Below are 12,803 nucleotides of genomic sequence, written 5' to 3' on the forward strand. Positions count from 1 at the left end.
TTTTTATATCTCATGGAGAGTGAAATCTAAGGACAAGTTAGAACGCGCGCATCATGCGCTCTGGCCGCGGCAAGTAATAATCGTTGTAATCCAATGAGAAGACCACTGAGCTTGAGCGGCCAACAATCTCCTCTCTGGGCACAAAACCTATGACTCTTGAATCGGCACTGTTATCTCGATTGTCCCCTAGCGCCAAATACTGGTTATCAGGAACCGTAACTGGGCCAAAATTAGCCAGCTGCGAGGGCTGCGGATTAAGTCGAATACTGTGGGCTATGCCGAGTAGATCCTCCTGCCATTCGGTGACATTCTCCGGCGCATAGGCACTTAATGTTTGCTGTGTATATGCGAGTGGTTTGCCATTTAAATACAAGCGATTATCCCGCATCATCACAGTATCACCGGGTACGGCAATCACCCGCTTAATCAGCTTTTTATCGGCTTTTTGAGAGTCGAACACGATAATATCCCCACGTGTAGGGTCTGAAAGTTTAACGAGTGGGATATGGGTAAATGGCACTCTGATATCGTAAGCCATCTTATTCACCAGAATTCGGTCGCCCTCAACAATCGTCGGCAACATAGAACCTGTCGGCACAGTATTCCAATCGGCCACCGCGCTCCTGAACACCAGCATTAGGCTGATAAACAATAAAATGGAGCGATTATCCCTAAGTAATGTTCTTATTCTTTTAAACATTCTGTTTATCTCCCTAAGGCCAAAATCCAGCAATCTTCTCGTTTGATGACAGTGCTAAGCTATCAATTGCCTGACGTAAGCAACGCTTGCAAGTTAAATAGACTCATAAATATCGGCTAAGTTCTTCGCGGATAACATCTTGGCTTTTCTCATTTGTAAGCCAATGTGACAAACGCTCAAACTTAGCCACAAACTTAACCACAAACTTAGCCTCAACCTAAAACACTCGAATAATCGCCAATAAAAAAGCACTGGTTTAGGCCAGTGCTTTTTATTTTACAAAAAATATTTACAAATTATGGCATTACGGCATTTGCCTTAACCGCTAACTCGCCTTAACTTAAGCGCCCGCTTTTAATAATTCGGCGCAGGATTGATTGAGCAATTGGCGGCAGCGCCAAACACCCAGCAGCGCGACTAGCAAGGCTCCGCAGACAGGGGCAATCCCCCACCAGGGCCAGTGCATATACACATTAAGTTCAAACACTTGGGTCTTTAACAGATACAGCGCAAATTCCGCCACAATTACTGCAAGCACCCCAGCTATGCCCCCCAGTAACGCAAATTCAAGCCCAGTGGCGCTACGCAGTAACCAGCCAGAGGCGCCAAAGGTGCGCAGTACCGCGAGTTCACGCTGGCGTGTCGCCATTCCCGCCTCGGTTTGCGCGATAAGCACTAAAGAACTAGCCAGTAAGACGAGAACCAAAACCAACGTCAGCGACAGTGACACCTGCTCAATAATCTGCCGCAATTGCCCCACCATAGCGCCGACATCGATAATCGACACCGTTGGGAACTGCTGGATAAGTTCGAGGATCACTGTGTTCTTCGGAGCATCACTCCCTTGTACATCCATTTTTTTGTCGTCGAGGTAGAAGCTTGCCATCGAGGTATAGGCAAAGGGCGCCAGCGCTTCTTGAGTGAAGATCATAAAGAAGTTTGGCTGCATGGTTTCCCAGTGCACGGCACGGATACTGGCGACCTTGACCTTAAGCTCTTGGTTATCAATCATGTAAGTCAGTGTATCGCCCAGCTTTAGCCCTAAACGCTCGGCAACACCTGACTCGACAGAAACCTCATCCGCCGCCTGATTAAAATGCCCTTCGACCAACTCGTTGTTGGCGGGCAAGGTATTGCGCCAGGTGAGATTAAGCTCGCGGGAGATCCCTACTCGCCCCTTCTCCCCCGCCTCGGCCTGCTCGTCGGAAATCAAGGTTTCACCATTGATTTGAGTCAAGCGGCCGCGAATCACGGGATAGATATCCGTTGCAGCTATGCCTTTTTGCGCCATAAAGTCATTTAATGGCTTAGCATCATCGGGGGCGATATTGACCAAGAAATAGTTGGGCGCATTCTCGGGCAGCTGTTTTTGCCACTCGTTCAGTAAATCCTGCCTCAGGGCCAAAATGGTCAGTAGTAATACCAAGGCCGCACTAAAGCCCACCAATTGCACCGCATTTTGCCGCGCGCGGCGGCGTAAACCCGCGAGTGCCAGTTGCAAGGGATTGGTGGTTTTCATGCCGACACTGTGACCAAGGCGGATCATCACAAAGCCCAAAATACTGAGCAATACGCCCAGTAGCAGCACAGCCGCGACCACCGTCAGTGTCAGCGCCCAGCTTTGGGAATACAAATATCCCAATAGTGCCATCGCCCCTAAACTGAGGAGTAAATGCAGCCACATGCCGAGCTGCAAACCTTCGAGCTGTCTTTGTAAGACCCGCAGTGGCGGAATCGCCAGCAGACGCATTAAAGGATAGGCTGAAAACATAAAGGCGCTGATAAGCCCGGTGCTGATCCCAAGCAGTAGCGGTCGCGTCAACGGCGGCGAATAGGCAGCGATTTCAGGGGGCAACAGTTGATTAATGCCTAAATCCAGCAGTGCCCCGCCGATTAACCCCAGCACAATGCCAAACAGTGTCACCAGCAGTAAATGGATGCCGAATAGCCGACGGATTTGTGTTGATGAGGCGCCAAAGGTTTTAAGCATAGCCACCACATCATAATGACGTTGGCAGTAACGCTGGGCAGCAATCCCAATCGCGGCGCAGGCCAGCGCAATACCGAGCAAGCTTGCCAGCAATAAAAAACGCTCCGCCCGCTTCACCGCGCCCGCTATCGGAGAGTCACCAGACTGCACATCGACCCAGCGCTGGGAATTATTCAGCAGCGGTTTAACGCTATTTTCAAAGGCGCTTAAGGCGCTTTCTTCACCCACAAATTGATACAGATAAGTCACTCGGCTGCCGGGTTGGATAACCCCTGTCTTGGCAACATCTTCAATCCGCATTAACACCACGGGGGAAGAAGCGAATGGGTTAAAACCCGCATCGGGTAAGCGGCTGATTTCTTGACTTAAACGAAACTCACTGTTGCCTAACTCCAGTGTTTTCGGGTATCCCAAGAGTCCCCCTAAGCGACTCTCGAACCACACCTCATCGGCGTAGGGCAAGCCTTGGGCTTTTTCATCTTGGCCATTGGCCGCTTTAAGTTCTATGTCGCCCTTAAGTGGATAACCAGACTCAACCGCACGCACTGTGACTAACTGAAACTTATCCCCCGCATACACCATGGAGTTAAATTGCATATTGGTCACATGCTTAAGACCAAGCTCGTCGGCCTTAGCCAGAATGCTGGCATCAATTGGAACGGGAGAGTCGATAATGCGATCGGCGGCGATAAACTGAGTCGCTTGCCCGTTTATCGCGACCTGCAAGCGCTCGCTGACTCGCGCAAGACCGCTAACCGACAGCACCGCCAAGGTAATCGCGAGGATAATCAATAACAACTGCCCCTGTTGCAGCTCTCGCTTAAACAGGCGCCATGCCAAATTAAGCTCCATGGGTTAGGCCTCCTTGGCACTTAATTCAAGGTTGTTATTCTCGCTGTGCGATTGGGCCGAATCTAACTCTTCCTGTAAGTGACCGTTGTCCATAACCAGTTGCCTTTGGCAGCGTTTCGCCAATTGCAAGTCGTGGGTGACCAAGATGAGCGTGGTGTGGCTCTCTTGGTTCAGCTCAAACAACATATCGGCAATTTTATGGCCGTTAACACTGTCCAAATTGCCGGTTGGCTCGTCGGCAAATAGCACCTTAGGTTCACAAATAAAGGCGCGAGCAATGGCTACCCTTTGCTGCTCGCCGCCGGATAGCTGTTTAGGTAAATGGGTCAAACGGTGGGATAACCCCACACGCCCCAGCATAGCCTCAGCCTTCTCCTTAGCATTTTTAACCCCAGCAAGCTCGGCAGGTAGCATCACATTTTCGAGGGCAGTTAAGGTATCAACTAACATAAAAGATTGAAAAATAAAACTCACTTTCTGCTTACGCAGTGCGGCTTTCTGTTCCTCATTGAGCGGTGATAGGGCTTGGCCATCGAGCCAAATCTCCCCCGACGTGGGGGTATCGAGCGCGGCGAGTAAGCCAAGCAGTGTCGATTTGCCCGAACCTGAGGGGCCTAATATCGCCACACTTTCCCCCTGCTTGACATCTAAGTTAATGCCCTTGAGGATAGTGAGCGAACCTTCCTGAGTAGTCACCGATTTTTCGAGGTTAACAACATTGATGGCACTGTTTTTTGAAACGACGTTAGACATAGGATCCTTCTTATACAAATCGTTCTTGCGTCAATCGCTTAGATGCAAGCAGATGGCAAAGGCCGTGAGCGCCTGCATCCTGTTAAGTCTGTTTATAACCACGCCAGTTCAGGCGGCGAAAGTGTTGATCCTCGGCGATAGCTTAGGTGCCAGCTATGGCATGTCGGAACAAGTAGGCTGGGTGGCGCTGCTGCAAAAAAATTTACCCGAGCATGAATTTACCAATGGTTCGGTGAGCGGTGAAACCACAGCGGGCGGTTTGCGTCGTTTGCCTGCGCTGCTCGATTCCGTGGCCCCCGATTTGGTGGTGGTCGAACTCGGTGGTAACGATGGTTTACGTGGATTCCCCCCGACGCAACTCAAAAATAACCTAATCCAAATCATTACCCTAGCGAAAAATAGCGGTGCTAAAGTGCTACTGACCGAAATCATGGTACCGCCTAACTATGGCCCTCGCTATACCCAAAAGTTCACCCAAGTGTATCAAGAGATTGCTAAAGACGAGGAGATTGCATTAATTCCCTTCTTTATGCAGGACATTGCTCCCCACCCTGAGTTGATGCAAAGGGACGGAATTCATCCCAATGAAAAGGCCCAAGAGAAGATCGCCACTTGGATGCAACCTTGGATTGAAAAAGCATTAACTCAATAAAATCGCTGCAATTTTAAGCTAATAAACAGCTTGCTGATGTAAAGTTGCATTTAAGCGATAAAAACATGCTCCAACGCAACATTAACGCCTGAGATAAACAGTAAAATTCGTGTTAGCAAATGGTTAACCCAACAAGGAGTCAATATGTCCCTTAGCCATCAGCAAAAAGTGTACATACCCAAGGAAGCTCGTACCAACCAGTACATCACCGCCGAAATTAAAGTCACGGATGAATTACTGGCGCAATACCCCGATTACCATAGCTGTTATCAAACCTTAAGCCGCATTATTTTTAACTTGGCAGAACAACACGATCTCCGTAACGTTCATGTGATCACTAACGATAAACTGCCAGTCGTGCGTTACCACACCGAAGCCTATTGTTTCCAAACCGCTGAACAAATTCTGTTTTTTTACAATCCCGCCTATCACGAGGCACAAAACCTGTTTACCGAAGACAACTACCGCGCCCGCAAACTGCGTATTGTGTTTTTAGCGACAGGCGATGAGATCCGCAGCAACTCAGCCAATTTCCATACCCGAGTACGAGAACTCCTAAACGAATTAATGCCTAAGCTGCCGATTAAAGATCTCAAAGTGAAGATCCGCGACCACCAGCATTTATCCTATGATTTATTTGCTAAATCAAAAGGTAATAAAGAAACCTACGGCTATAAACTCAGAGCCATTGCACCAAGATACAAGGCCAGAAAATGTGACCTGCCGGAAAATGTTAGCTCACTCACCTATGTCACCGTCAGCCTGCCGCTGAGTCGCAAACTCAAACAAGGTTTACTACCCGACTCCGCAACGGACTTTAGCCCGTTATATCAACATCTTGAAGATAACTTCCTCAAGGCCGCAGCTAATAAGCAATTAACGCGTTTAGCTATGATCGCCAACGGCTTAACCCCCTTAGTGCGGAACAGTAAGTTTGAGAAACTCGACAGCAAGGCCGAAGTGCAAATGATCGGTTTTGACCCGAACGCAACCGAGCAACAAGTGATCCGCCGCTGGGATGCCGACAACTTAGTCGAAGCCGCGCATTTTACTATCGTCGCGGGCGCCAAGGACTGTGATGACTCCGGCTATGGCCGTTTTATGAATAACGTCGAAGCCGCGCTGAAAACCTTTGCCGCCGAGATTGGGCTAGATCCAGAGCGTGAAGATCTCGTGGTGCGCTTCCACCAGCACATTAGCTACCAGCTCTAATCATTCGCTATAGCACAACCTAAAACAAAGGGCGCATCTGCGCCCTTTCTATCTTTTATTCCAAAGCATTAGGCTCATACGATGCTCTGCACTAAAGAGCGCTAACTTGGCTTTAGCCAACCTTTTATCAGCTTGACTACTTTATCGTAGTCATCATCAAAACTGTGGCCACCGCTTAACTCCATCACAGTGACATTGGGCTGCTTGACCTCAGGGCATAAATGCAGCGGCGCATCGTCCTCTTTACCATAGAGGCAAAGCATAGGCACAGTGGTTTGTTTGTTCACTTCGGGCAAGGTTAAGTAACGAGCCGATTGATTATCCGAGGTGACAATCTCGCTCACGTGGATTTCAAAATCCGAAGATTGTGAAGGAGAGAGCAGCACAGCCCCCAAGACATTCTTCCGATACCGGGCGGGCATCTCATTTAGCACAAAGGGGATAACTTCGGCCCCAAAGGAATAACCAATCAAAATCACTTTTTGCGTGCCAAATTCCGCCTGGTACTTGTCGATTATGGCTAAGGTATCTTGGGTGACATCTTTAGGATCTTTTTGTTTCCAATAGTATTTCAGCGAGCTCCAGCCGACCACAGGCCAGCCCTGCTGCTGTAAAATGCCCCCAACGGCTTTATCAAGGGTCGCCCAACCGCCATCGCCACTCAAAAAAATCACCAGCGGTGGTTTGGTATGTGATGATGCAGCGTTTACCTGAGTTGATGGTTCGACAGGCAACAGGGTCAGCCCCAGATTATCGGTAAACTCATCGGCAAAGGCGTTAGCAGTTGAACATAAAAGTAAAACGCTCAGTATCTTGATTAAGGATTTCGTCATCTCGCACCTACTTTTTAAATACGCCAGTTGCACCACGACTCGTTAAGGTCACCAAACTACCCACCACTACGGGTAAAGAGAGTCCGCCATAACAAATCAAATACTTAGCTTCCCATCTTGGATTAAACTTATCCTTATACCTTCTAAGCCCCTGAAAGTTGTAAAATTTATTCCCCTTCTTATAAACCGTTTTGGCAAGCTTGGTCCAAAACGGCACCAAGGCTCTATCGGTTAATCCTGACATGGGCGCCATGCCAAGATTAAACTGCTGATATCCTAGTTGTTTGCCCCAAAGCAATAGCTCAGTAAACAAAAAGTCCATTATGTTGCTGCCCGATAAATTCGGCAGATAACGCATCAAATCAACGGAGAACTCTATTTTGGCGCCACTGGCCCACACATTGGAAAAGGCCACCAGCTCGCCATTCAAATACACTAAGGCCATTGGCGTAGCGCACAGGTAAGCGGCGGAGAAATAACCAACCGAAAATCCCTTCTCTCGCCCCTGTTTGGCCTTAAGCCAACTGGTTGAAATTGCCTCTAATGTTGGCAATAGACTCTGCACTTCACTGGCATCGACAACTTTAAAGCTCAAGCCTTCCCTTAATGCCTTGGCATGGCTCTGCCGCAAACTGCGATACTTACTCGACTGCAACTCAAATTCCGCTAAGGACACTATGGCCTCTTCGCCGAGTTTATACAGGCTCAACCCTTGCTCTAAAAAGTGGGGTAAATACTTTTGCGTCACTTGATAAAACACTGGCCAGCCATCGTAGGCGTCACACAGCTCGCGAAACTGCCACAGGAGATCATCAAATTTATCTGGATTACCGATAGGATCGCCCATCACCACCCAGCAATGTCCGGCGCGGGCATACATTAAGAAGGCATCTTTTTCTTCATTAAATAACAGCGATTTATCTTGAACTAAGGCAAGATAACCGTGGCTACTCGGCGCATTGGCAACAATCTCCATGGCGCAGTACAAGGCCGAGCTATCTAGGCGACTGGTATGGGGTTTTCGCACCGCAAGCACATAGCGAATGGCAAAGCCGAGTAGAATCGCGAGAGCTATCGCACCGCCCCGTAACGCACGGGACACATGGCTATCCTGCGAGAAGGTTAACCAGAGCGAATGGTCATAATCCACATCTTGGTAGGCAAAAAACAACACCCACACCATTAAAAACAATGCTGCGGCGAGAGATAATAACCAGCCGAAGGAATATTTAACGCCCACAATCGAACCTTGGCGATAAAACACCTGTTCACAGGGCAGCATTAATAAATAGATAAGACCGAGTGCCAGAGAAATCTGCCATTCAGCGCCCTTAAGCACAATAAAGACAATGGCTACTAATAATAGCTTTTGGGTGAGTACAAAGGCTTTTTGATAACGCTTAAACAAGCCATGGGATAATAACAGTAGCGAAATACCACTGGCACTCAATATTAAGCTCGACAATTCGACTATCGGCAGTGGCACTATCTCCCCTAGCCAATGATATTTGTGCACAATGGAAGGGTTAACCACTGACAGCAATAAAACTAAACCGACAGAAAACACACTGATGCTTAATAGTGGTGGTAATAATTGCCTGACAATATGTAAATCAATATTTATCTTAGATAATTTATCCTTATTATTTAATACCAAGCCTGCCACAAAATAAATCAGGGCCAGCATAAAAGGCACAATATAATAAATGACCCGATACACAATCACCGAGCCCAGTATTTGCTCAACGGGTAAATACTGGGATAAGGTCACTGTTACTACAGATTCAAAAACACCAATCCCTCCAGGCACATGGGCAAGGACCCCGATCGCATTCGCCACAAAGAAAATACTGAGCACTTGAAGGTAACTTAACCCATCCACCGCAGGCAGCAGGCAATAAAATAATGCTCCCACCACTAACCAATCGAGTGTCGAAACCACAAACTGCTTTAACGACTGAGACAATACGGGAGGCGCGAACTCAAACCCACGAAAATATATCGTTTTTTTACGCCACAGGCTGAACAGAAAATAGCCTACAACACCGAGCAACATCAGAACGCCAAACACACGGCTCAAGGAAAACAGCCAAGTCGGCAATGGCAAATCAGCCAGTTGCTGCACCGGGAAGTTAATCAGCGCGATACCACAAATGAAGAATAACCCGAGGAAAAAAGTCACCGAGCAGGCGAGCACTATTTGAGTTATTTGATTTCCGCTTAACCCTAACTCTGAATAAAACTTATAGCGTATCGAAGTGCCTGTGAGTAATGAAAATCCTATGGTATTGGAAAAGGTAAAGGCTAAAAATGAAACGGGAGCGACCTTTTGATAGCTTAATGATGAGCCAAGTTGTTTAATCGCAAGATAATCATACAAGGTCAAGATTAAGTAGCTTGTCACAGTCAATGCAACGGCAAGCGCAAGCTGTGAAAATGAAAATAATTTAACCTCAGCCAAAATATCATTTAATTGATAATCCTGTTCAAGGTTATACAAAAGCAATAACGAGACTGTGAATATTAGTAAGCTAATAATCACCCGAATGCGTCTCCCCATTTTCATCTCCACATATTGTTTAAGGGGCAAATCAAGGTTAATGGCTATTATTGATAAAGCATTAAATCTGAATTAACTTTAATTTATTATTAAGCACTGTTTTAGCGAAAGATTTTTAACATAGTGATTTTTGAGTGGCAATCAAATTAAGTGTTAACTAGATGATGTTTTATTCATCTTGTAACAAGTATGTTTTAATTTGCATTAATAATATCCAACCGCCTTATCTGAACATAAAAACACCAGTAAGGGTATTCAGTCCCCCCAACCACTCACCCATATTTTGGGATAAGTATGTTGAGCTTAAATCGAGTCGCGTAACACCATCTCCCCTTAACGCAGCGATGACTTGCACCATTTTGGCCATATTTCACATTGCCTTTTGCTGCCCCTAGCGCATTCTGTTAACGAAATAATAACAAAAAGCAGGAGCACCTATGTTCAACAAGACGACACACCCACTGGCAAAGAAGGGCGTTAAGGCGACACCGCGCCACCTTTGGCCGAGTAACTCCCACAGGAATAAAACTCAAGCTAAGGCGAATTGGCTAATGCCAACTGGGGTCGCCCTACTGATGGCTTTTAATCTCACGGGTTGTTTTTCTGACGATGATCCAGCACCAGAGGTCGTCACGCCACCCGTGGTTCAGCCCCCTGAAACGGGCCCCACCTTCCCCGAAGGCGCCATCAAAATCCTACCGGGGGATAATCTCACCACCCGTATTCAAGAAGCCTTAATCAACGCGCAAAGTGGCGCTGTGATTGTGCTACCAAAGGGCACCTTTAATATCGATTCAACATTACTGTTCGATGGCGACGTGGATGGGGATGGCAGTTATGCCAAAAACGTCACTATCATGGGCTACGGGATGAAGGACACTATCCTCAATTTCGCCCAAGCCAACTCGGGGGATGGGATTTTCGTGCAAAATGCGCTGAACATTACCATTCAAGATCTGTCAGTCAATGAAGCCAAAAACAACGGTATCAAGCTTAAAAATACCAATGGCATCATACTGCGCCGCGTGGGGGCGGTGTGGGAAGGTGAGCTCGACAAAGATAACGGCGCCTATGGTCTGTATCCCGTTGAGTGTGAAAACATTTTGATTGAAGACAGCTATGTCCGCGGCAGTGCCGATGCGGGGATTTATGTGGGCCAATCCCAATATATTGTGGTACGCCGCAATATCGCCAAAGAAAACGTTGCCGGGATCGAAGTCGAAAACTCTAAGTATGCCGATGTGTATGACAACGAAGCCATGGGCAACACTGGCGGGATTTTAGTGTTCGACTTGCCGATCAACAACCACAGATACGGCTCTAGTGTGCGGATTTTCAACAACAAAGTGTATGACAACAACACGCCTAACTTCGCCAACGCCTCGGCCAACCCAGCTGGTGTGCATATAGTGCCGCCAGGCACTGGGGTGATTGTGCTGTCGACCGCCGATGTGGAAATCTTCAATAACGAAATTACCCATCACGACACCTTAGGGGTGACTGTCAGCAGCTTCTTTATTGCAGAACCCGATATGACCTCCTTTGTCGGCAACTATGGTCAACCAGGTCAAGCCATTGAAGATGGCTGGCGCCCAGTGCCGCGCAATATCTACTTGCACGATAACGTGATCACTGACTATGGCAGCAAGCCTAAAGGCTATTTAATTCAAGATATTATCCGCGCGTATGTCATCAGTCACGGCACCTTGCCCGGCGTGCTCTACGATGGCTTAGGGGAAATGCTTGCCAATAACGGCACCGCCGCTTACCTAGGTTTGAAAGAGGCACCCTTTGCCACAGATGGCAGCGATAACGTCTGCGCCAGTGATAACGGTGATGTGTCCTACGGCAGACTCTATGCCAACAGCAACACCGACATCAGTATCGCCGACGTGCAATACGAGAAGACCCAGAACAACCTGCTGAAATGTACCCAGGTGAGCCTACCCGTGCACACAGTCACCTTCGCGGGCCAAGTGTTTGGCTGCGGGGTTGACGATAATACCGCGGGCTGTGATGGCGGCGTGCTAGTTGGCGGCGGTGGTACTATCGGTGAAGGCGAAGGCGGTTTAGTGGGTGATGGTGACCAAAGTCTTTGTCAGGCGACGGGTTCAAACGTCAGTTGGGATGCGCTGCTAAAAGCAAACTGCCCTAAACTGTCGGATTACAATCTGTTCAGCGATGCCAAAAACCCCACGACAGGGCCTAATTCGGGCGGTGTCCCTTACGATCTTAACACTCAGCTCTTTACCGACTACGCCAGTAAATACCGCTTTGTGTATTTGCCTTCGGGACAAAAAGCCAGTTACTCCGAAAACGAAGCGTTTGATTTCCCAGTGGGTAGCGTTATCGTCAAAACCTTTGCCTTGCCAAGCGATACCAGTAAGCGTGGGATCAGTAACGAGAGTTTGATTGAAACCCGTTTGCTGATCCATCGTCCAACAGGTTGGAGCGCCCTGCCCTATGTGTGGAATGCCGACAAGACAGATGCGACGCTGGCGAAAGCCGGTGCAATTAGCAGCCAAACCTTAAGCCATAAAGGAGAAAGCCTCACCTTTAATTACATGGTCCCGAGCATGAACCAATGTAAGCAGTGCCACCAGTTTAAGGCCGATGACAACAGCAACGCCGTGTTTGTGCCTATTGGTCCTAAGGCGCGCCATTTAAACCGCAATTACAGCTATCAAGATGGCACCATGAACCAACTGCTGAAATGGGAAAGCCTAGGTATTTTGCAGGGATTACCAAACCTGAGCCAAGTACCACAAGTGCCCGCCTACCACGATGGTGATGAAGCCACTGTCGCAAGCTTAAGCGATACCGCATTAATGCAAACGGCAAAAGGTTATCTCGACATCAACTGCGCCCATTGCCATAGACCCGAGGGCAACGCCTCTAACACCGGCCTTAAACTCGAATACTGGCGTGGCTACAGTGATGATGCCGGTTTCTCCCACGGTACCTGTAAATCGCCGGTCGCCTATGGCGGTGGAAACTTAGGTTTCGACGTAGTGCCTGGCAATGCCGCTGAGTCCATCATGCACTTTAGAATGCAAAGTACGACCCCGGGCGATCGTATGCCTGAAATCGGTCGCAGCCTATCCCATGATGAAGGCGTGGCGCTGATCAGCGAATGGATTAAACGCCTGCCTGCAGCAAGCTGCTCGCACTAGCGTTAACGGTAACAATGGGTGAAAGCAGGCTTGCAATCACCCACTTGCTTACCACTCCAAGACTGAGCGACATCCAGA

8 protein-coding genes are annotated in these 12,803 nt (G+C 48.2%); 3 read left to right on the plus strand and 5 right to left on the minus strand.

From position 1 onward, the window contains the following. Positions 1–37 precede the first annotated feature (37 nt). The 3 genes from lepB to B5P39_RS15315 all read right to left on the minus strand — a co-directional run bounded on the left by lepB (position 38) and on the right by B5P39_RS15315 (position 4,295). The gene (gene lepB, locus B5P39_RS15305; RefSeq protein ID WP_088212132.1) at positions 38–700 is read right to left on the minus strand and encodes a signal peptidase I; all 663 of its coding nucleotides are present in this window, start codon (positions 698–700) and stop codon (positions 38–40) included. 340 nt (positions 701–1,040) lie between these two features. Continuing rightward, complete coding sequence (locus tag B5P39_RS15310) at positions 1,041–3,542, minus strand: ABC transporter permease (protein ID WP_088212133.1); 2,502 nt, start codon at positions 3,540–3,542, stop codon at positions 1,041–1,043. 3 nt (positions 3,543–3,545) lie between these two features. Continuing rightward, a complete protein-coding gene (locus tag B5P39_RS15315; protein WP_088212134.1) occupies positions 3,546–4,295 on the minus strand; it encodes an ABC transporter ATP-binding protein in 750 nt (249 codons plus the stop codon). 52 nt (positions 4,296–4,347) lie between these two features. On the opposite strand from B5P39_RS15315, the gene B5P39_RS15320 reads away from it, so the two are divergent. Both B5P39_RS15320 and B5P39_RS15325 read left to right on the plus strand, forming a co-directional pair. Continuing rightward, entirely contained in the window at positions 4,348–4,947 is a 600-nt protein-coding gene (locus B5P39_RS15320) for an arylesterase (RefSeq protein ID WP_011716589.1), read from the plus strand. Positions 4,948–5,091: 144 nt separating this feature from the next. Beyond that, positions 5,092–6,159 carry a DUF3083 family protein gene (locus B5P39_RS15325; RefSeq protein WP_069455216.1) on the plus strand — a complete coding sequence of 356 codons (1,068 nt, stop codon included), beginning with the start codon at positions 5,092–5,094 and terminating at the stop codon, positions 6,157–6,159. A 101-nt stretch (positions 6,160–6,260) separates the two neighbouring features. Here B5P39_RS15325 and B5P39_RS15330 read toward each other — a convergent pair whose 3' ends face one another. After that, positions 6,261–6,992 (minus strand): AcvB/VirJ family lysyl-phosphatidylglycerol hydrolase, encoded by a 732-nt coding sequence (locus tag B5P39_RS15330; protein ID WP_088212135.1) that lies wholly within the window; start codon positions 6,990–6,992, stop codon positions 6,261–6,263. A gap of 7 nt (positions 6,993–6,999) precedes the next feature. Next, positions 7,000–9,552, minus strand: a complete 2,553-nt coding sequence (gene mprF, locus B5P39_RS15335; protein WP_088212136.1) for a bifunctional lysylphosphatidylglycerol flippase/synthetase MprF — start codon at positions 9,550–9,552, stop codon at positions 7,000–7,002. Between the two features lie 437 nt (positions 9,553–9,989). On the opposite strand from mprF, the gene B5P39_RS15340 reads away from it, so the two are divergent. Then, entirely contained in the window at positions 9,990–12,725 is a 2,736-nt protein-coding gene (locus B5P39_RS15340; protein ID WP_088212137.1) for an SO2930 family diheme c-type cytochrome, read from the plus strand. Positions 12,726–12,803 lie beyond the last annotated feature (78 nt).

The sequence above is a fragment of the Shewanella sp. Shew256 genome (genome assembly GCF_002196695.1).
GTDB classification, from domain to species: domain Bacteria; phylum Pseudomonadota; class Gammaproteobacteria; order Enterobacterales; family Shewanellaceae; genus Shewanella; species Shewanella mangrovisoli.